The 24685-nt window shown below is 56.6% G+C and carries 18 protein-coding genes; 12 read left to right on the plus strand and 6 right to left on the minus strand.

Annotation, left to right across the window (positions count from 1 at the left end):
* Window position 1: 1 nt before the first annotated feature.
* From argC to C8N30_RS00760, 3 genes are all read right to left on the minus strand, one after another.
* Window positions 2–1030, minus strand: a complete 1029-nt coding sequence (gene argC, locus C8N30_RS00750; RefSeq protein WP_025062578.1) for an N-acetyl-gamma-glutamyl-phosphate reductase — start codon at window positions 1028–1030, stop codon at window positions 2–4.
* Between the two features lie 48 nt (window positions 1031–1078).
* Window positions 1079–1888: a glutamate racemase gene (locus C8N30_RS00755; protein WP_025062579.1), complete on the minus strand. Its 810-nt coding sequence runs from the start codon at window positions 1886–1888 to the stop codon at window positions 1079–1081.
* Window positions 1889–2010: 122 nt separating this feature from the next.
* Window positions 2011–5409 (minus strand): indolepyruvate ferredoxin oxidoreductase family protein, encoded by a 3399-nt coding sequence (locus C8N30_RS00760; protein WP_025062580.1) that lies wholly within the window; start codon window positions 5407–5409, stop codon window positions 2011–2013.
* Window positions 5410–5603: 194 nt separating this feature from the next.
* Between C8N30_RS00760 and C8N30_RS00765 the strand changes: the two genes are divergently transcribed.
* Together C8N30_RS00765 and purL are read left to right on the plus strand one after the other, a co-directional pair.
* On the plus strand, window positions 5604–6500 hold the full coding sequence (locus C8N30_RS00765; RefSeq protein WP_037967936.1) for a LysR family transcriptional regulator: 897 nt from the start codon (window positions 5604–5606) through the stop codon (window positions 6498–6500).
* Window positions 6501–6836: 336 nt separating this feature from the next.
* The gene (gene purL / locus C8N30_RS00770; protein ID WP_025062581.1) at window positions 6837–8996 is read left to right on the plus strand and encodes a phosphoribosylformylglycinamidine synthase subunit PurL; all 2160 of its coding nucleotides are present in this window, start codon (window positions 6837–6839) and stop codon (window positions 8994–8996) included.
* A 62-nt stretch (window positions 8997–9058) separates the two neighbouring features.
* Here the strand turns inward: purL and C8N30_RS00775 are convergent, their stop codons facing one another.
* Both C8N30_RS00775 and C8N30_RS00780 read right to left on the minus strand, forming a co-directional pair.
* Window positions 9059–10324: a vWA domain-containing protein gene (locus C8N30_RS00775; protein ID WP_025062582.1), complete on the minus strand. Its 1266-nt coding sequence runs from the start codon at window positions 10322–10324 to the stop codon at window positions 9059–9061.
* A 63-nt stretch (window positions 10325–10387) separates the two neighbouring features.
* A complete protein-coding gene (locus C8N30_RS00780) occupies window positions 10388–11293 on the minus strand; it encodes an AAA family ATPase (protein WP_025062583.1) in 906 nt (301 codons plus the stop codon).
* Between the two features lie 258 nt (window positions 11294–11551).
* On the opposite strand from C8N30_RS00780, the gene C8N30_RS00785 reads away from it, so the two are divergent.
* The 10 genes from C8N30_RS00785 (at window position 11552) to C8N30_RS00830 (ending at window position 23334) form a co-directional block, all read left to right on the plus strand.
* Window positions 11552–12592: a glycosyltransferase family 2 protein gene (locus C8N30_RS00785; protein WP_025062584.1), complete on the plus strand. Its 1041-nt coding sequence runs from the start codon at window positions 11552–11554 to the stop codon at window positions 12590–12592.
* Window positions 12589–13218 (plus strand): sulfotransferase, encoded by a 630-nt coding sequence (locus C8N30_RS00790; protein ID WP_025062585.1) that lies wholly within the window; start codon window positions 12589–12591, stop codon window positions 13216–13218. The genes C8N30_RS00785 and C8N30_RS00790 overlap by 4 nt, the downstream gene beginning before the upstream one ends.
* The gene (locus C8N30_RS00795; RefSeq protein ID WP_025062586.1) at window positions 13218–15617 is read left to right on the plus strand and encodes a glycosyltransferase family 2 protein; all 2400 of its coding nucleotides are present in this window, start codon (window positions 13218–13220) and stop codon (window positions 15615–15617) included. The genes C8N30_RS00790 and C8N30_RS00795 overlap by 1 nt, the downstream gene beginning before the upstream one ends.
* Window positions 15618–16316 (plus strand): FkbM family methyltransferase, encoded by a 699-nt coding sequence (locus C8N30_RS00800; RefSeq protein WP_025062587.1) that lies wholly within the window; start codon window positions 15618–15620, stop codon window positions 16314–16316.
* Window positions 16316–17371 carry a glycosyltransferase family 2 protein gene (locus C8N30_RS00805; RefSeq protein ID WP_025062588.1) on the plus strand — a complete coding sequence of 352 codons (1056 nt, stop codon included), beginning with the start codon at window positions 16316–16318 and terminating at the stop codon, window positions 17369–17371. The genes C8N30_RS00800 and C8N30_RS00805 overlap by 1 nt, the downstream gene beginning before the upstream one ends.
* 101 nt (window positions 17372–17472) lie before the next feature.
* Window positions 17473–18429 carry a hypothetical protein gene (locus C8N30_RS00810; protein ID WP_025062589.1) on the plus strand — a complete coding sequence of 319 codons (957 nt, stop codon included), beginning with the start codon at window positions 17473–17475 and terminating at the stop codon, window positions 18427–18429.
* Window positions 18430–18461: 32 nt separating this feature from the next.
* Complete coding sequence (pyrC, locus tag C8N30_RS00815; protein ID WP_025062590.1) at window positions 18462–19493, plus strand: dihydroorotase; 1032 nt, start codon at window positions 18462–18464, stop codon at window positions 19491–19493.
* 72 nt (window positions 19494–19565) lie between these two features.
* The gene (locus C8N30_RS00820; RefSeq protein WP_025062591.1) at window positions 19566–20243 is read left to right on the plus strand and encodes an orotate phosphoribosyltransferase; all 678 of its coding nucleotides are present in this window, start codon (window positions 19566–19568) and stop codon (window positions 20241–20243) included.
* A 143-nt stretch (window positions 20244–20386) separates the two neighbouring features.
* Window positions 20387–21883: a replicative DNA helicase gene (locus C8N30_RS00825; RefSeq protein WP_025062592.1), complete on the plus strand. Its 1497-nt coding sequence runs from the start codon at window positions 20387–20389 to the stop codon at window positions 21881–21883.
* 113 nt (window positions 21884–21996) lie between these two features.
* Complete coding sequence (locus C8N30_RS00830) at window positions 21997–23334, plus strand: MBL fold metallo-hydrolase (protein WP_025062593.1); 1338 nt, start codon at window positions 21997–21999, stop codon at window positions 23332–23334.
* 21 nt (window positions 23335–23355) lie between these two features.
* Here C8N30_RS00830 and C8N30_RS00835 read toward each other — a convergent pair whose 3' ends face one another.
* Window positions 23356–24669 (minus strand): alpha/beta hydrolase family protein, encoded by a 1314-nt coding sequence (locus C8N30_RS00835; RefSeq protein WP_025062594.1) that lies wholly within the window; start codon window positions 24667–24669, stop codon window positions 23356–23358.
* Window positions 24670–24685: the final 16 nt, after the last annotated feature.

Genomic DNA, 24685 nt, shown 5'->3' on the forward strand with positions numbered 1-24685 from the left:
ATTAGGGGAACAGCGGCGCCATCATCAGGCCCTCTGTCTCTTCGATACCTAGCATCAGATTGGCATTTTGCAACGCTTGACCAGACGAACCTTTTGTCAGGTTATCCAGTGCTGCCACAACTATGGCACGGCCCTCAATGCGGTCGCCTGTCACACCGATATGGCAAAAGTTCGATCCACGGATGTGGCGGGTGGATGGTGCCTCACCAAAAGGCAACACATCAATGAAGGGCTCTTCAACATACGTCGATTGCAAAGCTTTGTGAATGGCCTGTGCGTCACCCTTAACGTAAACCGTGGCGAGAATTCCGCGGTTGGCAGGCATCAGATGGGGCGTGAACTGCACCTTTACAGGCCGTCCTGCGATCGCCGAGAACTCTTGATCGAACTCTCCCAAGTGCCGGTGCGTTCCGCCCAGTGCGTAGGCGTGATATCCCTCTGAGAGTTCCGCATGCAGAAGGTTTTCTTTGAGCGCACGTCCCGCACCTGACACCGCACATTTCAGATCCAGAATGATGTCGTCCAGATCTATAAGGCCTGCCGTGATAAGCGGCCGTAATGCAAACTGGCCTGTCGCGGCATTACATCCCGTCCCCGCCACCAGACGGGCTGCCCTGATCTCGTCGCGGTAGAACTCGGTCAGGCCGTAAACCGCCTCCGCTTGCTGCTCCATCGCGGCGTGGGGATTGCCATACCAGCGCTGGTATTCCTCAGGGTCCCGCAACCGGAAATCGGCCGAAAGATCTACTATCTTCAGGGTCTTCGGCAACTTGGCAATGACTTCCTGCGAGGTCTTGTGCGGAAGCGCGCAAAAACAAAGATCAATCTGTGAAAAATCGATCTCTTCCATCGTAACCAAATCCGGCAGATCCATATGGCGCAAATGTGGAAACACGGATGCCATTCTCTGACCCGCCTTGGAGTTCCCACCCAACGCTTTGATCTTCATCGACGAATGCCCCGCGATGAGGCGAATAAGCTCTGCTCCGGTGTAGCCGGAAGCGCCCAGAATTGCGATGTTATATGTCATGTCTAAAGTCCTGAATGCGGGTTCAATGCGGTCAATTTCATTTCTGCGTCACGCCGCAGTAAAAGTCATCTCACGTCGCAAAAACTGTGTGGCCCGGGTGCTGACCCGCTTGGGATCACCTGTTGTGAGGAAAGCGCCATTGCCGGTTCCGGACTTGTCCGGATGGCGCATCAGATAATCAGCAAGGCTTTCTGCAACCAAATCAGCCTGACTGAATACGGTAACATCCGCGCCCAGCGCCTCCTGAAAGGTCGCCTTCATAAGCGGATAATGCGTGCAACCCAGAATTGCCGCCTGCGGGTGCGGCATTTTGCGTTTGAGCGCGTCTACGTGGCTGCGCACCATCGCTTCGGCAAGGATCATATCGCCATCCTCTATGGCATCGACGACACCGCCACAGGCCTGCGCCTCCACATCAACACCTATGGCCCGAAACGCCAGCTCACGCTGGAAGGCGCGTGTTGCAACAGTGGCAGGTGTCGCAAACAATGCCACATGTTGCACCGCTACCTCACGGGGGGGGGAGTTATCACCCCACTGCCGCTCGGTGAGCGCCTCAATCAACGGCACAAATACGCCCAGAACCCGCTTATCCTGTGGAACCCAGCCCTCTTGCATCCGCCGCAAGGCTGCCGCCGAGGCTGTATTGCAGGCCAACACCACCAGATCACAACCCGCATCAAACAAGCGTTGCGTGGCAGCGACAGTCAGGTCGTAGATGTCGTCGGCATTGCGTACGCCGTAGGGGGCATTCGCACTATCCGCGAGATAGACAAATTCCTGATCGGGTAGACGCTTTTGCACAGCCTCCCATATTGTCAATCCGCCCAAGCCACTGTCGAAAATACCTACTGCCATATGCGTTTACCGGACACTGCCGCCTTCACTTTCAATGCCCGTACCAACCAATCCAGACGGGTGCTTTTGCCCTGCTTACGCGGCTTTGCGTGCGGAATCCATCACTGTCGTGCTACGCACCCTCACTCCGCTGCCCGCGACAGCGGTGCACCGCCGGCGCGGATCACACCCAACAGTTCCTCACGGCGCTTGGCGGCTTTCGCCTCATTGGCCTGCTTCACCGGACCAAACCCGCGAATCTGCAGGGGCAATAATGCCAGTGCTGTAATGGCATCGCGTGTCATGTCGTTCAGCGATGGCAAGACATCGCGCATATCGGCCTCGTATTGCGTAATCAAAGCGCGTTCCATTTTCCGCTCGGCTGTGTAGCCGAACACATCCAGCGCTGTACCCCGCAAAACCTTCAGCTTGGCCATAAGGCGCAAAGGCCTCTCCAACCACGGACCAAACTCCTGCTTGAGCGGACGCCCGTTGGGTCCCATCTTCGACAACAACGGCGGCGCAAGATTGAAAGACATTTTGAAATCGCCCTCAAACTCCGCCTGCGCCTTCTCGCGGCTCGTCAGCAATAAACGCGCAACTTCGTATTCATCTTTGTACGACAGCAGCTTGTGATACCCTTCGGCAACCGCTTCACGCACCGCGGTGTCCGCGATCATGTCCAGCATTTTGGCATAACGCTTCGCCAGCCGCTTACCCTGATAGGCCGTCAGGTGATCCTTCCTGAATGCGATTTTCTCGTCCAAAGTCTTCGGCAGTGCCACAACGTTGGGCGTCAGCACCGCCTGCGCCTGCGCCGGATAAAGCACCGCCCAGCGCCCGATCTCGAATGCACGCAAATTCCGCTCTACCGCTGCGCCGTTGAGAGTGATCGCCTGGGTCACCGCCTCCAGCGTCAGCGGGATGAGCCCGCGCTGCCATGCGCCACCAAAAATCATCATATTGGAATAGATGCTGTCGCCCAGCGTTGCTTTTGCCAGGTCGGAGGCGTCAAACATGGACAGATCATCCTTGAGCCTCGCCTCGAGCGCCAGTTCCAACCGGTCAAACGGCATCTTGAACTCTGTGTCGCGGGTAAAATCGCCGGTAATGATCTGGTGACTGTTGACCACAGCACCCGTGCGCCCAACCGATGTAAGGCCCAGCGTTTTATTGCCCGCAGATGTCACAAGGTCGCCACCAATGAGCGCATCACATTCGCCTGTGGCAACACGGATGGCGGAAATGTCTTCGGGACGCTCGGCGAGACGACAATGGATGTTCACCGCACCGCCCTTTTGCGCCAGCCCCGCCATTTCCATCATACCGGCACCTTTGCCGTCAAGCTGTGCAGCCTGCGCCAGCACCGCACCGATGGTCACGACCCCGGTGCCACCAACACCCGTGATAACAACATTATAGGTCCCTTTGATCGCAGGAAGCGTAGGCAGCGGCAGATCGGGTATTTTCACCTCTGTCGTCGGATCTTTGCGGATCTTGGCCCCCTCCAGCGTCACAAAAGACGGACAAAATCCGTTAACGCAGGAGAAATCCTTGTTGCAAGAGGACTGGTCGATCGCACGTTTGCGACCCAGTTCGGTATCTGCCGGCACGATTGACACGCAGTTCGACTGCACGCCGCAATCGCCACAGCCCTCGCAGACGTCCGTGTTGATGAACATCCGCTTGTCGGGATCGGGAAACAGGCCACGCTTGCGCCGGCGGCGCTTTTCTGCGGCGCAGGTCTGGATGTAAACGATAGCGCTGACGCCTTCGACTTTTGCCAAACGCGTCTGCACATTCTGCAATTCCGCCCGCTCGAATGTCTCGACACCCTTGAACGCACCGAAATCAACATCCTCCTTCTCGTCATAAACGACGACAAGGTTCTTGATCCCCATTGCCTTGAGCTCAGCCACAATACGCGGCGCATTCAGATCGCCTTCGTTATGCTGACCCCCTGTCATGGCAACGGCATCATTATAAAGAATTTTATACGTAATGTTCGTCTTGGCTGCGATGGCCGCACGGATCGCCTGAACGCCCGAGTGATTGTACGTTCCATCGCCAAGGTTCTGGAACACATGCGGCGTCTTTGAAAACGGCGCTTCCCCGATCCAGTTCGCGCCCTCTCCCCCCATATGGGTAAAGCCGAGCGTTTCGCGGTCCATCCACTGAACCATGAAGTGGCATCCGATGCCTGCGTAGGCACGACTGCCTTCAGGAACTTTGGTCGAGGAATTGTGCGGGCAACCGGAACAGAAATAAGGCAAACGACCCGCCAGCTCCTCGGCGTTATCCGCACGCCGTGCATCTGCCAGATCCGCCAGACCTGCGCGGATACCATCCGTGCCTCGCCCCTCTTCGCACAGAACATTGCCCAGCTTTTCAGCAATATCGAGCGGATCAAGCGCCCAGCGCGCCGAGAAGAACTCCGCCCCGTTTTTGCGCCCGCCATACACCCGATGTTTCATGTCATCGTCAAATAGCGCTTCTTTAATCTGCACTTCCAACAGCTTGCGCTTTTCTTCGATCACAATGATCAGGTCGAGATCCTCGGCCCAGTCATGAAAACCCCTCATATTCAGCGGCCAGACCTGCCCCACCTTATAGGTTGTGATCCCCAACCGCTCGGCCTCTGCCGCGTCAATGTTGAGCAATGACATCGCATGCACCAGATCAAGATAATTTTTGCCCGCCGCAACAAACCCGATTTTGGCGCCCGGCTTGCCCCAGATACGCTTGTCCATATTGTTTGCATGACTGAAGGCTTCCGCCGCATAGCGCTTGTAGTCAATCAGCCGCGCCTCTTGCGCGATCCGCTCATCCACCAAACGGATGTTGAGGCCACCCTCGGGTAATTCGAATTCCGGCGTGACAAATTCCATCCGGTGCGGGTTACCATCCACCACGGATGTGACCTCAACCGTGTCCTTCATCGTCTTGAGACCAACCCAAAGCCCCGAATACCGCGACAGCGCCCAGCCATAGAGGCTGTAATCGAGGATCTCCTGAACCCCTGCGGGCGACAGCACCGGCATGTACGCGTCTATCATCGCAAAATCAGACTGATGCAGCACCGTCGAAGATTCGCCCGTGTGATCGTCGCCCATGGCCATGATTACACCACCATGCTTGGAGCTACCTGCCATGTTAGCGTGACGCATCACGTCGCCTGAGCGGTCAATACCGGGCCCTTTGCCGTACCACAGGCCAAAAACGCCATCGTACTTTCCCTCGCCGCGCACCTCTGCCTGCTGCGCCCCCCACAGCGCCGTGGCCGCAAGATCCTCGTTCAGTCCCGCCTGAAACGTAACACCATGTTCGGTCAATTGCTTTTCGGCACGCATCATCTGCATGTCCACCGCCCCGAGAGGCGATCCGCGATAGCCCGTCACCAGACCGGCAGTGTCCAGCCCCGCACGTTTGTCACGCGCCGCCTGCATCATCATCACCCGCACCAGCGCCTGCGTCCCGTTCAAAAGAACAGGGCTTTTCTCAAGATCAAAGCGGTCATTCAGTGAAATCTTTTGCGTTGTCATGGTATTCCTCCCAGAACCCAAAGGCACAGCCCTACAGCGTTGCCCCATATCAGCATGCTTGGTTTAGGAGCACAATAGGTCACATATACTGACCTGTATAGCATATAATGCATTCGTCATATTTTTCCCCTATGGTTAGGGCTGGGTACAGCGGCGGAAATCCGGTAGAACGGTAATAACACGAAAGGCGGATCATGGACTGGGACAAACTGAGGATTTTTCACGCGGTAGCTGATGCAGGGTCACTTACCCATGCCGGCGACAAGCTGAACCTGTCACAATCCGCTGTGAGCCGTCAGGTGCGCGGGCTGGAGGAGCAACTGAACACCAACCTGTTCCACCGTCATGCCCGTGGCCTGATTCTAACCGAACAGGGCGAACTGTTGTTTGATGCCACCCGCGCCATGAACAAACGTCTTGATGCTGCCGCAGCTCGCATACGCGACAGCGAGGAAGAAGTGTTCGGCGAATTACGTGTTACCACTACAACCGGCTTTGGTACCCTCTGGCTCGCGCCGCGCCTGTCAAAGCTCTACGATAAATATCCCGATCTCAAGGTTGATCTGATGCTCGAGGAGCGCGTGCTTGATCTGCCCATGCGCGAGGCAGACGTAGCTATCAGACTGAAAGAGCCCTCACAGGCCGATCTTGTGCGGAAACGGCTTATGACAGTGCGCATGTGCCTTTATGCCAGCTCTGAATATCTCAAAGCCAATGGCGCGCCCACAGCGATCGAGGATATCTCGAACTATCGCTTGATCTGTCAAAGTCCGTCGAGCGATCAGGTCGGTGCCGGTCTAAGTCTCGTCCAGCAATTGCTGATGTACGATATAAAATCCCTTTTGACAGTGAATAACTATTTCGGCGTCCTTCAGGGAGTGCTCAACAATCTCGGGATCGGTGTCTTGCCTGATTACCTGACACAGGATTTCCCCGATCTGGTGCGGGTGCTACCGGATGTAGAATCAGCCGAAGTGCCGGTTTTTCTCGCTTACCCCGAAGAGCTGCGTCAATCCAAACGTGTCGCTGCCTTCAAGGACTTTGTCCAAGACGAAATCATCTCCTACCGCAAACAACTCAAGAGCAGTTAGCGCAGCAGCAACGCAGCTATGCATAAAGCGCATAGCGGTCATGCTTCGAGCCGTTCAGAATCTGCCTTGAAATCAGGCAAAGCGCGGCCTACCTGACCATTGTAAGGATTGCGGCACCTCGTGTGCCTGCCTTGCACCTCCCTGTTGGACTTTGCCGGGCCTTTGTGCCCGGCACTTTTTTTCCTGCGCACGGGGGAGCTGCATTTCCATCTCCTACTGCTCAACACCTTTGCAAACCCCCTTTCCCCCTGCACGCTCCTGCCGTATGTGATGGGCCAAGTTTCAATGCCCGTCCGTTTCGGGCATACCGTTCACGAACCACTGGGGAGCGCGACCATGTCAGAGCCGGAAATCACGACCGAAATTATCAAGTCCCACGGACTGAGTGACAGCGAATACCAGACCATCCTGGATCTGATCGGGCGCACCCCCAGCTTTACCGAACTTGGTATTTTCTCCGCGATGTGGAACGAGCACTGTTCTTATAAATCGTCCAAAAAATGGCTGCGTACCCTGCCAACAGAGGGTCCCCAAGTAATTTGCGGCCCCGGCGAGAATGCAGGCGTGGTCGACATCGGCGATGGTCAAGCGGTTGTGTTTAAGATGGAGTCGCACAACCACCCCTCGTACATCGAACCCTATCAGGGCGCGGCCACAGGCGTTGGCGGCATCCTGCGCGATGTCTTCACAATGGGCGCACGCCCGATCGCGTCGATGAACTCGCTCAGCTTTGGCGAGCCGTCACACCACAAGACCAAGCAGCTCGTCCACGGTGTGGTTGCAGGCGTGGGTGGCTATGGCAACTGTTTCGGGGTGCCTTGCGTCGGCGGCGAGATCCGCTTTGACAAAGCCTATAATGGAAATTGTCTGGTAAACGCATTCGCAGCAGGCCTCGCAGACACCGATAAGATTTTCTACTCCGCAGCTTCAGGTGTTGGCATGCCTGTCGTCTATCTGGGTGCGAAGACTGGCCGTGACGGTGTGGGCGGGGCGACGATGGCCTCAGCCGAATTTGACGACACCATCGAGGAAAAGCGCCCTACCGTGCAGGTCGGCGATCCCTTTACCGAAAAGCGTTTGATGGAAGCAACGCTCGAGCTGATGGCAACTGGCGCTGTAATCTCGATTCAGGACATGGGTGCAGCAGGTCTCACATGCTCGGCGGTCGAGATGGGCGACAAAGGTAACCTTGGCGTGATCCTCGATCTTGAAAAAGTTCCCACCCGCGAGCTGAACATGACAGCCTACGAAATGATGCTCTCGGAGTCGCAAGAGCGGATGCTAATGGTCCTGCGCCCCGAACTGGAGCAGGAGGCAAAGGCCGTTTTTGACAAATGGGACCTCGACTTTGCCATCGTGGGCGAAACCATCGCCGAGGACCGCTTTCTCATTCGCCTGAACGGCGAGATAAAAGCAGACCTGCCGCTCAAAGCTCTTTCCGGGACCGCCCCTGAATACGACCGCCCTTGGGTTGAAACGCCAAAAGCCGCAGCATTATCCGATGTTCCCGCGATCGACCCGATCACAGGTCTCAAAGCGCTGCTTGCCTCTCCGAACTATGGCAGCAAGGCCTGGGCCTACGAGCAATATGACACAATGGTAATGGCCGACACGGCCCGCACACCGGGCTGGGGCGCTGGAATCATCCGCATTCACGGCACGGATAAATCACTGGCCTTCACGTCGGATGTGACCCCCCGTTATGTCAAAGCGAACCCTGTCGAAGGCGGCAAACAGGCTGTGGCCGAAGCTTACCGTAATCTGACGGCCGTGGGTGCCACACCACTGGCCACAACCGACAACCTCAATTTCGGAAACCCAGAAAAGCCTGAAATCATGGGCCAGTTTGTCGGCGCCATCAAGGGCATCGGTGAGGCTGTGAGCGCTCTTGGCATGCCCATCGTTTCCGGCAACGTCTCACTATACAACGAGACAGATGGATCCGCGATCCTTCCAACACCGACGATCGGCGCGGTAGGCATTCTCAAGAAATCAAGCGACATAATCGGCTTTGACGTTCAGCAAGGCTATCATGCCGTTGTTCTGGGCGAAGGAAAGGGCCACCTTGGCCAATCCGCTCTCCTCGCAGAAGCCTTCGGGCGGATTGAGGGCGATGCCCCTCCCGTCGATCTGGTGGCCGAAGCGCTGCACGGCGACTTTATCCGCGCACACCATGTGCTGATCTCCGCCTGTACCGATCTCTCAGATGGAGGGCTAGCACTAGCAGGGTTCGAGATGGCTCATCATGCCAATCTAGGCCTCGCAATCGAGATGGAGCAGACTGCCCCGCTGTTCGGAGAAGATCAGGGCCGTTATCTCATTGCAGGCACACCGGCTAACATTGCAAAACTGCGTGATGCCGCAGAAGCGAGTGGCCTTGTGCTCAGCCATGTCGGGGTTTTTGGCGGCGATACCCTCAGCTTCGGGACGAGCAGTGCTGCCTTGTCCAGCCTGTCGGATATCTACAGTGGCAGCTTCGCCAGCACGGTTACCTGATCGACATTTCTGTTATTTAAATCTTGGGGGCGGCTGTGAAAACAGCTTTTGAGCGGCGCCCCCTACTCCCCCTCCATCATTGCCATCAGCCGCGTTTTCTCGCCCGCATCATCAGGCCTTGAGATCGCAGCGGCGAGTGCTTCAAGTGAGGCAATCGAATGCCCTGCGCGAAAGCTGTCTACATGGGGCAGCATGGCGCGGATGCCCGCCGCCTTGGGCGCAAACCCGTCCCAACGCAAAAGCGGATTAAGCCAGATTACTCGCCGCGCCGACAGATGCAGCCGCTGCATCTGACGCGCCAATGCATCTGGCGCATCACGGTCCAACCCGTCTGTGATCAACAGCACCACCGCCCCTTGGCCCAACACGCGGCGCGACCAATCGCGGTTGAAAGCCTCAAGGCTCTGACCGATCCGCGTACCGCCCTCCCAGTCCTGCGCTTGCGCGCCCGCCGCCTTGAGCGCAGCATCCACATCGCGGGTGCGCAGATGCCGGGTAATATTCGTGAGCTGTGTGCCAAACGTAAAGGCATGCACCTGTGCCCAACCCGCACCACGTTCGTTTGCAACAGCATGGAGAAAATGCAGGATAAGGCGCGAATACTGGCTCATCGAGCCGGAAATATCGCACAGTACGACCAGATTGGGCCAACGCGGCTTGGGCTTTTTCAGCGCCAGCATATCCATTTCGCCCCCGCGTCGCAGGGCCGCGCGCAGGGATCTTGCAGCATCGACACGCCCTTGCCCGAAACTCGGGCTAGAGCGCCGCGAGGGTAGCGGTTTGACAGGTAGACTCAACCGCGCCAGCATCCGCTTTGCCAGTGCGACTTCCGCCAGACTCATCAGCTCAAAGTCCAGCGTTTTCAAGCGTTCCGATGTCGACATCGTCAGCGAGGCGTCGACCTCGATCACTGTTTCTTTCTCGGGTGGATCGCCCTCCTCCTCTCGCGGCGGCGCCTCCGCCCCATCCAAAAGCGCCTCTGCCGCCCGCTTTTCAGCCGCCTGCGCGGGGCGGTCTTCCTGCACCCCTCGTATGGCGGGCAACATCGCTGCCATCATATGCTCCAAAAACCGCGGATCGCGCCAATAAAGCCGGAAAAGTTGTGCAAAGATGGTAGAATGCTCGGGCCGGTTCACAAAACAGGCATGAAGTGTCCAGTAAAAATCACGTTTTTCCGTGAATCCCGCCGCCTCGACAGCGCGGATCGCATCAATTACCCGCCCCGGCCCGATAGGAAGTCCAGCCCTGCGCAGCGCGCGGGCAAAGTGCGTTATATTTCCTGTCAGGCGTGGGCTATCTGGCAGCTCCAGAGGAATGTGTTCAACCATAATCCAAAGTCCGCACTGTCTGTAACGGATAAACTAGGTTTACTGAAAAATGGAAAAAAGCGGTCATGCGTCAAGGCTGGCCCTTGCTTCATCGAGAATGCGCTTTGCCTCGGACCCTTGCAGTTTCGCAATATCATCCTGATACTTAAGGACCGCCCCCAATGTGTCAGCGATTACTTCGGGGCTGAGGGTGAGAACATCAAGCGCCAGCAAACATTTTGCCCAGTCGATGGTTTCGGCAACGCCCGGCTTCTTGAACAGATCCTCCGTCCGCAGACGCTGCACAAACGCCACAACTTCGCGGCTTAGCGCCTCGGATGCTTCTGGCGCTCGGGCCTGCAAAATATCCATCTCGCGGTCAAAATCAGGGTAATCGACCCAATGGTAGAGGCAACGGCGCTTGAGCGCGTCGTGCACTTCGCGTGTGCGGTTGGAGGTCAGGATAACAATTGGCGGTTCTGGGGCCTTGATCGTGCCCATTTCTGGGATCGTGATTTGAAAATCGCTAAGCGCTTCGAGCAAGAATGCTTCGAATGGCGCGTCGGTACGGTCCAACTCATCAATGAGCAAAATCGGCGGGCCATTCACGTCAGGGCGCAGCGCTTGCAAAAGCGGGCGCTCGATCAGAAACTCCTCGCTGAAAAGCTCCGCGTTGAGGGCTTTTCGGTCCGCGCTACCCGTGGCCTCGGCAGTTCGGATGGCAACCATCTGCGCGGCGAAATTCCATTCGTATACCGCAGAGGACGCATCAAGTCCCTCATAGCACTGCAACCGGATCAGACGGCGCCCCATACTGGCAGCCAGTGCTTTCGCGATCTCGGTCTTTCCAACGCCGGCTTCCCCCTCGAGAAACAACGGACGGCCCAGTTTCAAACTTAGAAAAACAACAGTGGCGAGCGGCCGCCCGCAGACATACCCCTGCTCGGCCAGCATCTGCTGCACTGCATCAATTGATGAAATATCGGCCATGTCCCGCGCGCTCCCTGTCGTGGTGACCTTACAAGGCCATTGCACGCTCCGAGCGTCAAGACGCCAATGATAGATATGTCACGGCCCTGCTTCGTAAGGCATGGCAAAGATTGACGGGATTCATGCAAACTGGCATCCTTTATCGAGATAATAAGAGGTTGGCGGCCATATCGGTACGATAACCCTGTAATGAGGCGGACATGTTTACTGCAATATATTATGCGACAGCCTTTTCGGGAGGCTGTTATGGCGGGTGATCTGGCGATCACAGCAGTCACTTGCGTAAAGAACGAAGGACCATTCTTGCTGGAGTGGATTGCATTTCATCAGTGCATCGGCGTGACCGATTTTCTGTTCTATTCCAACGATTGTGACGATGGCACTGATACTTTGCTGGATGCCTTGGCAGCGCTTGGGCATGTGACGCATCTGCCCAACCCTGCTGAGGGTCGCAATTACCAGATGGAGGCACTGCAGGATGCAAAGGGGCAACCGGTCGTGCAAAACGCCGACTGGGTCTGGATTGCCGACGTTGACGAATTTCCGAATATCCACGTCGGTGATCACAGCTTTGCCGCGCTTATTGACGCTTGCGGCGATCCACAGGCAATCAGCCTGAACTTTCAGTTCTTTGCTAATGATGATGTTGGCGCATTCGAAGATCGCCCGGTGATCGAGCAGTTCACAAAAAGCCATAACCCCGACATGTGGTGCGGCGAAGCCGCGATTGAGGTTAAATCACTGGTGCGGCAGGATTTCCCCCTACATTACTATGGCGCGCATCGCCCGTTCTTTAAGGCAAATGTGAAGAAAAAACAGCGGCCACGCTGGACCGACGGTTCAGGGCGCGATGTCCAGCACCGGTTTTTGGTCGCGGCCAATCCGCGCCGCATCCGCCGGTTTCCCGCAACAGGATCGCGGTTGCACGCAACGCTCAACCACTACGCTCTGCGCAGCCTCGACAGTTATCTGGTCAAAAATGACCGTGGCGATGTGAACCGAGAGAACCGCGCCTTTGACGATACCTATTGGCGCGAACGTAATGACCCCGCTTGGGAGGATAGATCGATCCATCGCTATTTACCCGCGCTTGAAGCACGGATTACAGGGCTGAAGAAGCAAGGCAACATCGGTGCTTTGCACGATGCTTGTGTGACTGCCCATAAAGCGCGCCGAGATGCGCTTTTGATGCAGCCGGAGTACCGCGAGATGCAGAACCAGTTGCGCCACGCTAACAAATTGCCGCCACAGGAGGAGGCGATGCTGCGCGATCTGGGTCTGTTGGAGGAAATCATTTGAGCGCGCTTAGGGTTGTCAATCTCGGGTTACCAAAGACGGGGACCACCACGCTGGGCCGTGCGCTCAAAATTGCGGGCTACCGTGTTGCGGATCACCGCATCAGGCCGCGCCAGACTGATACCCTAACGCTCAAAGACGCTTTTGTCGCGGACCTCCTCTATCAAGGATACTTTCAAAGCGGCGATCCGGCCGAGCTTTTCGAGGACTTCACGGCCCTAACCGAGCTGAGCTGCCTGCGCAACGGCAAATCCCTCTGGCCCCAGATGGATTTCGGCCTCATTGATGCAATCCGCAAATACCACCCCGAAGTCCGGTTTCTGGCCTCACGTCGTGACAGTTGGGACGTGTCCCAATCCATGTTGGCGTGGTCAGATCTGGGCACTGAACGCCTGCCCACGTCCAACGTCCCCGGCCTGCCCGAAGGTTATGGCGACACGACCCGCGAGCGGATCCAGTGGATTGACGGCCATTATGCGCATCTGCGCGCCATTTTTGCCGGCGATAGCGCATTTCTGGAATATGACGTCACCGATGATGCGGTACAAAATACCATCGCTGCGCATATCGGAACGCCCTTGCCGTGGTGGGGCCAGATCAACACGAATAACGGACACAAGGCAGGCTGATGCGTATTTTCATCCATATCGGCCCCGAAGAGGTCAGCGCATCGCGGGTGCAATCGGTTCTGGCGGACAAGCGCGAGCAGTTGGGCCGCGAAGGCGTCGTGTTTGCGCGCAGCCCCGGCAATAAAAACCACACGCGCCTGTTCATGGCCGTCACCGACCCGGGCCATGTAGATCCCCTTCGTTTTAACCGCGGATACATCACGCCGCAAAAACAGGCGGCTCTACGCGATGACCTGATTGGCGATTTGACCCGCGAAGTAGATCAAAAGAAACCTGAGACATTGATCCTGTCTTGCGCGCAGCTCGGACCCGGCCTGCGCACAGCCTCCGAACTTGAGCGATTGCTCAACCTACTCAAGCCACTGTCCCAAGACATCACAATCATCGCCCATGTGGATCTACCTGCACGTATGCTTGCGCGGGCGTACGGGGGGCAGATTCTCGAGGGTCGCGGCCTTTCCTTGCAGGCTGAGGTTGATCTGGCGGGCGCCAGTGACTGGTGGCAATCGGCACTTGATGCCTGCCCGCAAATTGACCCCGCCGCAGGTGTTTTTGCCGAAACGCAAGCGCCCAATCACTGGATCGATTTGCCCGCTCTTGTGCGATTTTGGGAAGGGACATTTGGCACCGGTAATGTGCATCTCCACAGCTACGATGAAGGCCGCTTTGCCTCCGCGCATGTGGCAGATGATATCGCCACCGCTTTTGGCATCGAAAACAACTTTGGAAAAGTGGAGGAGATGGTCCCTGCACCGCCCCTGCCGGACGCCGCACTGAGCCGAGGTCGGCAGCTCAACGCGCTAATCCTTCGGCTGCTGGCGAGCCGGCAGCGGATTCTGCCGCGGCAACTGTGGCGCAGCTTTGTACAGGATGTTGCTGTGGATGGCTCGCCCCTGGACATTGCGACCCTCGGAGCCGTGACAAACCATTTCACCGCGGGCGTCGAAACCCTGCTTGAAAACCACCCGAATTTGCATCCTGACACATTCAAAGCGCTGCCCTCCAAAGGCAAATGGCAGGAGGCGGATCCGCTCTACGGCTTTCGCCCATCCCAATACTTGCTGGGGTATATGTGGCGCATCGATAAGGCCACCACCGAAGAAAAGCAAAAGCGCGCCGCCGATCTACACCGGCTGGCAGGTACCGTGAGCAACACCCCGGAAGCGCCGCAACCCGACGCAAGCCCGCGCAGTCCCGCAGACGCCCCCGACGGACTTTCGGCCTATGCGCGCACGATCATGCCGCCGCTGGCTGTGCAGAATTTCGAAAAATTGCGCACTTCTTCTTTTGCCCCTCACAACAAGATGGGCTCTGTCAATGAGGAAGCCATCGCCGCTGCCTACACCCCTATCGCACCCCGCGAGCTGTCGAAGGGCAACACCGGAAATGTGATCGTCGGCTGTATGAAAAACGAGGCTCCTTACATCGTTGAATGGGTAGCCTATCACCGTGCTATGGGCGTCGATAACTTCCTCATTTACACAAATGGTTGCGAGGATGGCACCGCAGAGATCCTCGACCGCTTGCAAGAGATGGGCGTGCTCCAGCACCGCAACAATGATGACTGGAAGGGCAATTCACCCCAGCAATACGCGCTGAACCAATCCCTCAAAGAGCCGCTGATCAAAGATGCCGAATGGATCATCCACATCGACGTTGATGAATTTATGAATGTCCGCTGCGGTAACGGCACTTTGCAGGACTTCTTTGCCGCGGTGCCCGATGCCACCAATGTCGCCATGACATGGCGCATGTTCGGCCATAACGGTGTTACCAAGCTCAGCGATGATTTCGTGGTAGAACAGTTCGACACCTGCTCCCCCAAATACTGCCCCAAACCCCATACCGTTTGGGGCTTTAAAACGATGTTCAAAAACATCGGTGCCTATGAAAAAATATCGTGCCACCGTCCCAACAAGCTGGTGGACGGATTTCAGAAAAAGGTTAAGTGGATCAACGGATCAGGCCGCGACATGACCAAGGACGTTGCCGAAAACGGCTGGCGCTCGTCCAAGAACAATGTGGGCTTCGATCTGCTTCAGCTTAACCACTACGCCTTGCGCTCCGCCGAGAGCTTCCTCATCAAGCGCCAGCGCGGGCGCGCTCTGCACGTGGACCGATCTATCGGGATCAATTACTGGATCCGCATGGACTGGTCCGATTTTCGCGACATAACAATCAAACGCAACACCCCGCGCCTGCGGGTCGAATATGACCGCCTTATGCACGACAATACCCTGCGCGGCTGGCACAACAGTGGCCTTGAATGGCACCGTGCAAAAGCGGCAGAACTGCATGAGAACCCCGAATTTTCAGATCTCTACAAAGAAGCTCTTGCTGTTAAACTGACCGAGACAGAGCGCGTGGCCTATGCACTTGCCCTCGATCTGGAGAGCTGAATGACAGACGGTAGTCAATCTGCGGATCAGTTTGTAATGTCAAAAGGCCTTAAATTCCCCAAAGACGGGCGTTTTATCACCGGTCAACTGCGTGCCGCCCTGCGCGAAAACCGGTATGAAGCAAAAGAGGCGTCATGCGCCCTCAAACTGGTGCGTGACGACGATACAATAATCGAATTGGGTGCAGGCATCGGTTTTATGTCTACGCTGGTCGCCAGCCGCCGCGCGATCAAGGGCGTCTATGCGTTCGAGGCAAATCCCGCATTGATCCCGTACATTCAGTCCGTGCATGCGGCCAATCGCCTGACAAACGCCCACGTGACCCATGCCATTCTGGGCGATGCTAACGGCAGCGCCGATTTTTATGTACGTAGCAATCTGCTGTCCTCCTCCATGGCCCCAATTGAGGGCGACACACCACAGAACACCGAACATGTTCAGGTTGACGTGCTCGATGCGGCGAAGGTGTTCAATGAAATTAAACCGACCATTCTGATTGCCGACATTGAGGGCGCAGAAGCGCATCTTTTGCCACAGCTTGACCTCAGCAGACTGCGCGGCGCAATGATTGAACTCCATCCGCAATATATCGGACCGGAAGGCGTGAACGCAGTGTTCCGCGCGATGATGGATGCCGGACTGGCCTATTACGCGCGCGGCTCGACGCAAAAAGTCGTGTCATTCAGGCGGGCATGGTAATGTCCCACCTTGCAATACTATGTGTGCGCAACGAGGCGGCATTTCTACTCGAATGGCTTGCCCATCACAGCGCTGTAGGGTTTGACCATTTCCTGATTTTTTCAAATGATTGCCAGGACGGTACCGATGTGATGCTGGACCGTTTACAGGAGCTGGGGCATGTTACTCATATCCGCAACGATGGCCCTTTTGATAAAGGCGGCATTCAATTTACAGCGCTGAAAGCCGCTGCAAAACATGAGCTTGTGAAAAAAGCTGAATGGATCCTTCCGCTCGATGTTGATGAGTTTGTAAACATACATTGCGGCGATCACACGCTCTCTGCCCTTCACACAGCCATCCCAGACGCCACAGCGATCACCCTGACATGGCGGCTCTTCGGGGCAGCATCGCAAGTACGCTACGCCGATACCCCCGTGCTTGAGACATTCACCCGCGCTGCGCCCGCTGTATTGTACTGGCCCTGGCGTGCATCGATGTTCAAAACGCTATACCGCAACGATGGCGTTTATAAAAAACCAGGGGTTCATCGCCCCCGCGACAGCAATGAGAAAAAGCTGGCCAAAGCACGTTGGTATGATGGAAATGGAACGGTCTTGCCGGAGCAATTCGCCACCAAACGTATATTCTCGAATTTCGGGCAGGATAATTACGGCCTCGTCCAGCTCAACCACTACCCCCTTGGCGCGATGGAGAGCTACGTCCTCAAAGCTGACCGCGGCCGCGCTGTGCACAGCGATGATTTGCTGGGGCTGGACTATTGGGTGGAGCGGAATTTCAACACTGAGGAGGACCTCACAATCCAGTCCCTCGCCGGACCGCGCAATGCCGCTCTCAAGGCGCTCAAAAGCGATCCAGCCCTGGCACAGATGCACGAGGACTCAGTTTCTTGGCGCAGCTCCAGATTTAGCCAGTTGCTGCAAAAAGAACCTTTTCGTGCGTTGTTTGGCCGCCTGATGATGACCCCGCCCTCACATCCAGTGACGCGACAAGCTGCGCAATTTATGATAAAACACGCCAATCTTGGCCGGAAAGTCCACAAATCCGCGCCTTAATATGGCGCGAAGTTTACGCAATTTTGCCCTATTTCTCTGCTAGCCCCTGTTATGAAACCGCCTGCAATCTATGCCATGCGGATCAACATGAGGACGCAGACATGGCGCAGGACAGCCTGAATTTCGAGACATCGCTTGCCGGTATGAAAAAAGCTGACTGGATCGCAGCTGTTGAACAACTCTGCGATGTTGACGGCTATTTCGAGCATCTGGGTCAAAGGCACTATGCCGCGTTTATCGAAAAATCCCCGATATTGCTGGTGTCCTTCGAGACCCTTCAGGGAATTCCCGCATTGTCATCGCTGGCGCAACCGCTGGGCTGGGAGATGATGCTCGAGCATGGATGGTCGAGTTTGTGCATCGCATCCAACGGCGACACATGGTTCCGCGACCAGTCGGTTTACGGCTTTTTCGACAAACTCATTGATGACGGATTCTTTGACGATTTTGAACAGGTCATTTTTTACGGTGCTGGGCCTTGTGGCTATGCCGCCGCCGCCTATTCCGTGGCATCGCCCGAGGCACGCGTACTGGCCGTACAGCCGCAAGCAACGCTCGATCCGCGCATCACGGAATGGGACGACCGTTTCACCGATATGCGCCGGACAGATTTCACATCGCGCTACGGATATGCGCCCGACATGCTTGATGCTGCCAACGCGGCATATGTCGTCTACGATCCCCGCGCGCATCTTGATGCGATGCATGCCGCCCTGTTCACCAAACCACATACGCGCAAACTACGATTGCGTCACATGGGCGATGCCATCCAGACCGACCTGCTGGAAATGGAGCAATTGGCCCCCCTGCTGTTCGCGATTGCAAATGGCAAGCTGGACGAGCTGACCTTTGCGCGCATGATGCGGGCACGCCGGATGCACCCGCCGTATCTGCGCAATCTACTGGCAGCACTTGATGCAGACGGGCGCGAAGAATTCGCGCTGGCACTGGCCCGCAACGTCACCGCAAGGATGCACGCACCACGGTTTGCCCGACGCCTTGCCAGCAGCGCTAAAACCAGCGCCGCTTCTAAAGACGAGGACAACGAAGAAGACTAGCGCGTCAAACGCGTGCGTGCTAGCACGCTGCCATGACAAAAACACTCACGATCCGCCGTCCAGACGACTGGCACCTGCATCTGCGTGACGGCGATATGCTGCGCGCTGTTCTGCCACACACATCCCGCCATTTCGCGCGGGCGATCATCATGCCCAATCTGGTGCCGCCTGTTGTGACAGCTGCCGATGCCCGCGGCTACCGCGACCGGATCATGGCCGCTCTGCCTGAGGGTGATGATTTCACTCCTCTCATGACACTTTATCTGACCGAAGACACCGATCCCGCCGATGTCGCAGCCGCGCATGCCGAAGGTCTGGTCACTGCCGTAAAATTGTATCCCGCTGGGGCTACAACAAACTCGGCCTCCGGTGTCTCTAATTTCGCCAATGTCGCTAAAGTATTGGAGAAAATGGCCGAAATCGGATTGCCGCTGTGCACACATGGCGAAGTTACGGATCACAGCGTTGATATTTTCGATCGCGAAGCCGTATTTATCGACCGCATCCTTGGCCCGATGCGCCGCGACCATCCCGATCTGCGCGTGGTGATGGAGCATATCACCACATCTAATGCTGTTGATTACGTACGCGCTAACGACAAGAACCTCGCCGCAACAATCACAACCCACCATCTGGTAATAAACCGCAACCACATACTCGCGGGTGGCATCAAGCCGCATTACTATTGTCTGCCCGTTGCCAAGCGTGAGGAACACCGCCTTGCCCTGCGCGCTGCCGCAACCTCCGGCGATGCACGCTTCTTTCTTGGCACTGATTCCGCCCCCCACACAGACGCCAACAAGCTGCTGCCCTGTGGATGCGCAGGCTGCTTTACCGCCCTGAACACAATGTCGATCCTCGCCGAAGTGTTCGAGCAGGATGGCGCACTGGATACGCTTGAAGCTTTCACCTCCCGCAACGGAGCCGCCTATTACGGCCTGCCGGTCAACGAGAGTACGTTGACCCTGACACGGACTGCACCCACACATCCGGCGCAGATCCATACGTCCGAAGGGCCTGTTACGGTATTTGACCCCGCCATTCCTCTCCACTGGTCTGCCTGATCACCGCGCTTACCAGATTTTCCTTCCTTCCCTAGAACTCTCTTCAACCTCTGCCGCCAAGGACCAGCTGCCATGATCCCCACCACTTATCCCGACGCGTCCGAGATTGCCCGCCTGACTGCCCGCATGCTGCTGGAAATTGGCGCTGTAAACTTTAATACAGATACGCCCTATACGCTGGCATCTGGCTTGCCCTCGCCCAGCTATATCGACTGCCGCAAGCTGATCTCCTATCCACGCATCCGCTCGACACTGATGGACTTCCTCACCATCACTGTCATGCGCAACGCGGGCTTTGAGGCATTTGACAACATCGCAGGGGGCGAGACGGCGGGCATCCCTTTCGCCGCGCTCGTGGCCGAGCGGATGGCCCTTCCCATGACCTACGTTCGCAAAAAGCCAAAGGGCTACGGCCGCAATGCCCGTATCGAGGGCGACATGAGCGAAGGTCAACGTGTATTGCTGGTTGAAGACCTGACCACCGATGGCGGCTCTAAACTAAGCTTTGTCGATGCGATCCGCGAAACAGGTGCAACCTGCGGCCACACTGCCGTAATTTTCTATTATGATATCTTTCCAGAAACACGCAAAACGCTGGGGGACCATGGGGTCGAATTGCACCATTTGTGCACATGGTGGGACGTACTCGCCGAGGCTAAGGACCAAGGCATATTCCCTGAAGAAACACTCGCAGAGGTGGAAAATTTCTTGAAATCTCCCCGTATTTGGCAGGACGCTCGCAAGACCTGACACCACTGGTTGACACGGACCCTCCTCGCAACCCAAGATGTAGAGGCGCTGAAACCTACCCAAGGTTATCCACAAAAACATACAATTTGCGCACCACCTTCCCCTTCGCTATGACGACCAACGGGGATCAACGGGGGTACAATATGAACGAGATTTCAACGCTGGGCACGACCGGCATCGCGATCCAGTCCGCTGAAACCATGCCGAACTCCATCGAGGCAGAGCAGCAATTGCTGGGTGCGATTCTGACGAATAACGACATCTATGATCGTGTTGCGTCGATCATTGGCCCCAAACATTTCTACGACCCCGTGCACGCCCGTATTTTCGAAATCGCAGCAGCACGCATTGCAAAAAACAATCTCGCGAGCCCTGTGACGCTAAAGGCGTTTATGGAAGACGACGAAGGGCTGAAGGAACTTGGCGGGCCTGCATACCTCGCGCGCCTTGCCGGTGCAGCTATCTCCGCCTTCGCGGTTCGTGACTACGCGCAGATGATCTATGATCTGGCCGTCCGCCGTGATCTTATCTCTCTTGGGCGCGACATTGCCGCAAAGGCAGCCAGTGTCGATGTCGCCAACGAGCCGCGCGAGCAAATCGTCGAGGCAGAGCAAGCGCTTTACAAACTCGCCGAGCAAGGGCAAACCGAAAGCGGATTTCAAAGCTTTCTCAAAGCCGTAACAGACGCCGTTAATGTGGCAAACGCCGCATACCAGCGCGACGGTGGTCTGTCCGGCGTCTCGACCGGCCTGATTGATATGGACAAAAAGCTGGGCGGTTTGCACCCCTCCGACCTCTTGATCCTTGCGGGTCGTCCTTCGATGGGGAAAACCTCGCTGGCGACAAACATCGCGTTCAACGTGGCCAAAGCTTATAAGCGAGGCACGCTGCCTGACGGAACGGAAGGTGCCGTAGATGGCGGTGTCGTCGGATTCTACAGCCTTGAAATGAGCGCAGAGCAACTTGCTGCGCGGATCCTGTCGGAAGCTTCTGAAATCCCGTCCCAGCAGATCCGCTCGGGCGACATGACAGAGCAGGAGTTCCGCCGTTTCGTTGATGCGGCCAAGGCTCTGGAAGCCTGCCCCCTTTATATTGATGACACGCCCGCGCTGCCGATCTCGCAGCTGGCCGCCCGTGCGCGCCGGCTTAAACGGACCCACGGCCTTGATGTTCTGATTATCGACTATCTCCAGTTGGTGCGCGGCACCGGCAAGAACGAGAACCGCGTGAACGAGATCTCCGAGATTACCATGGGCTTGAAGGCGATCGCCAAGGAGCTGCACATCCCTGTGATCGCCCTGTCGCAGCTGTCGCGTCAGGTTGAGAACCGCGAGGACAAGCGGCCACAGCTTTCCGACCTCCGCGAATCCGGCTCGATCGAGCAGGATGCCGACGTGGTGATGTTCGTGTTTCGGGAAGAGTATTACAAAGAGCGTGAAAAACCCGGCGATCACGAGCTGGACAAAATGGCGATCTGGCAAGAAGAAATGGAGCGCCTGCATGGTCGCGCCGAAGTTGTAATCGGCAAGCAGCGTCACGGCCCCATTGGCACCGTTGAGCTCAGCTTTGAGGGTCGCTTTACCCGCTTTGGGAATCTGGTCAAACCATGGCAGCAAAACGGAGACGAGCAAGAGTTCTAGCGCCAGTGGATAACATTGTGCGCAAGATTGGAACGATCCATACTTAGGCAATATTAACAATAGACTGCGGTGCATTCCTCATGTGTGTGACCAAGGGTCAATAGCGAGGTATTATGCACATCGAATTCGTAAATCACGCCTCTGTTCTAATCCGCCACGGCAACATCGGATTGCTCAGTGATCCATGGTACGAAGGTCCAGCGTTTCACAAAGGCTGGCGGTTGCTGGTTGAGACCGACGCGCCCGAAGTCGAAGCTTTGCTAGGCCGTACCACCCATATCTGGGTCAGCCACGAACACCCCGATCACTTCTCTGTCGGCTTTTTTAAACGCTTCGGCCAGATTATTCGCGACCGTGGCATCACCTTGCTGTTTCAGGAAATCGACGACCAGCGCGTTGCAGATTTCCTGCGCGCAGAGGGGTTCACGATCATCTTCCTGCCGTTTGGACACGCTGTTGATCTGGGCGATGAGGTCTCGGTCACCTGCATCAAGGACGAGTTTATCGACAGCGCCCTCTCTATCCGCGCGGGGGATACCCATATCCTCAACCTTAATGATTGCAATGTGGGGACCATCGCGCGCGCGCAAGAGTTCCGCGATGCCGTCGGTACCTGCGATATACTCCTCACCCAGTTCAGCTATGCTGCCTGGAAAGGCGGACGCGATAATCGTGCCTGGCGCGTGACGGCGGCACAGGAAAAGCTTTGTAATATCGCCGTGCAGGCCGAGGTGCTGCAACCGCGCATGATCATTCCCTTTGCCAGCTTTGTAACTTTCGCCCATGAGCGCAATCACTACCTCAACGATGCTGCCAACACCCCCGACACAGTCGTTGCTAATTTTCAGGCGGCCCCTTTCGCTGTGCAGGTCATGGCGCCCGGTGATGTGACCGATGGCACCACCGATCCCGCCGCAAGTGCCGCCGCATGCGGTTGGTGGCGCGGCAAGTACGCCAAGGCGTCTGATACGCTGATGACCTACGAAAGCGTTCAAGCCTCTGCGCTGGAGGCCGCTTTTGCCAAATGGCGCAAACGCGTTTTCCAGAACAACAGTGTGGCGACAATGAAGTTCGCGCAAAAATTCAGCCCTGTAAAAGTATTGCAGCCTGTGGTGGTCGAGTTGGACGATCTGGTCAGCAGTTGGCAGATCGATCCACCCAAGGGCACATTCACGCGAACAGACGCCCCTGCGGACCTGATCATGCACTCAGAATCGCTTGAGTTTATGTTTCTCAATTCATTCGGGTTCGACACCCTCACCGTCAGCGGAACCTTCGAAGAGGCGCGCGATGGCGGGTTCAGCCGTGCCGCCCGCTCCATCGCGATCGAGAACCTGAATAATCTGGGCATCCGCTTTGGTATGGGGCTTTTGTTCAACCCTAAAATCATCGCCGTCATTCTGGAGCGCCTGCGCGGTGTCAGCGCCAAAATGGGTCGCAAGGAGGCCTAACGCCCCCTTGCGCGCTGTCGCTTATTTCGGTGATTTAACTTCGTACTTCAGTCCCTTGGCCGTACCTTTGGCAAAGCCCTTCCAGTGGGAATGATCCTCTTTTTCAGTGCCGTCTTCGTTCATTGACCAAACCCCCGCATTCGAATCCTCGACCAGTGTCAAGTATTCGGCGGCGGTGGCATCCCCTTTGAGTTGTTCATTCATCCACGCGGTTACAAAGTGCTGCGCGATGTTGTTCATCCGCACTGTATCCCAAACCTGATCGCTGTAGTGCTCGGAGATGTTAAATCCCTTCTCCTCGTTGAAGTAATAGCTTTCTTTGGGCGCTGGCATAGGGGCCGCGGCGTTGTGACCAGCGTTCACATACGTAAGCAAGGCAGTGTCGACGCCGCTTACATTCTCCCAGATTGCGCGAACGCCCTGCTCGTAGAGCGATGTCTCGTCCTGCGAGCCCGCGATGAACAGCATCGGGATCTGCACACCGGCGAGGCCCTCTGCGTCCCAAAACCCTGTATTCATGCCCCAAGGGCCGATGGCAACAGCGGTTTTTATACGCGGGTCTGGCAAAGCGTTATGCGTGTCCGAGCCTGCGAGGTGAATGCCCAATGTGCCATGTGGCCCGCCCCAGCTGTAATCAACGGATGCCTGCGTGACCCCGCCACCGGCTGTGATGATCGCGCCGTAACCGCCCATAGAATAACCGATAAGACCTGCATTGCTTGCATCATAAAGCCCCGCAAATTCAGCACCCTCCGCCGCCTTACCTGCCATTTCTTCGAGGACAAACAACTGGTCCAGCGAGCGGTTCACCAGTGTCGAGCCGAACGCCGCCTGCGTCTGGTAGGTGCTGTCGGTATGGTCGATTGAAGTCACGACATAGCCCTTGGAAGCCAGATTTTCCGCCAGATGCGACATCAGGAAACGGTTTCCGGGATAGCCATGGCTGATCAGCACCAATGGATAGGGTGTGTCGGTGGCCGCAGGGGCCGCATCGCGCATAGCACGGCCTGTCAGCGTTACCTCGGTCGTACCATCCCGCAAATATGCACGGAATTCATTTGAGCCGGTAGCATCAGCCGCCGCCGGATACCACATCTCGACCGTAAGAGGGCGATCATAGCGTGGCAGTTCCGCAGGTTTGTCAGCCGCCGGATCAATTGCCAGAATATTGATCTGGTCAGGGTTCACCAGCTCGATCTGACGCACACCAACGGGTAGATCACCATATGCAGCAAGGGTGGGCGCATTAGGCAATTGTCCATCAACCGGATTGGCCATTGCTGCTCCCGCAACCATCATCGCGGTCGGCACCAGTGTTTTCACAAGCGTTTTCATTGTCGTATCCTCCTCT

The sequence above is a fragment of the Sulfitobacter guttiformis genome (assembly GCF_003610455.1).
In the GTDB taxonomy this organism is placed as follows: Bacteria; Pseudomonadota; Alphaproteobacteria; order Rhodobacterales; family Rhodobacteraceae; genus Sulfitobacter; species Sulfitobacter guttiformis.